Source organism: Mesorhizobium sp. M1A.T.Ca.IN.004.03.1.1 (genome assembly GCF_003997555.1).
In the GTDB taxonomy this organism is placed as follows: Bacteria; Pseudomonadota; Alphaproteobacteria; order Rhizobiales; family Rhizobiaceae; genus Mesorhizobium.
Genome location: NZ_RZTV01000761.1, coordinates 1 through 250 on the forward strand (window position 1 = coordinate 1; position 250 = coordinate 250).

2 pseudogenes are annotated in these 250 nt (G+C 65.6%); both read right to left on the reverse strand.

The features are described 5' to 3' along the window. Positions 1 to 136 (reverse strand): annotated as a pseudogene (locus EOD29_RS33700) (DNA mismatch repair protein MutS); the annotation flags it as partial. Beyond that, positions 136 to 250 (reverse strand): annotated as a pseudogene (locus tag EOD29_RS33705) (transglycosylase); the annotation flags it as partial. The pseudogenes EOD29_RS33700 and EOD29_RS33705, both read right to left, overlap by 1 nt.

Below are 250 nucleotides of genomic sequence, written 5' to 3' on the forward strand. Positions count from 1 at the left end.
CCGCCGCTTCCGCTTCGGCCAGAAAGGCGTCAAGCTCGGTCAACTCGTTCGCTTTTCCGGGCATCGGCCGCGTGCTGCGGGCCACCTTGCCCCACAGGATCCTCTCATCGGCGCTGAGCTTGCGATCCCTGGCCATCAGTCGAAACGCCCGGCGGCGGCTTTGGGAATGAGGATGACGAAATCGGCGTCGTTGCGGACGGTGCCGGCGCGCTCTCCGGCCAAGTCCCCTGAACCAGTGAAGATATCGCCG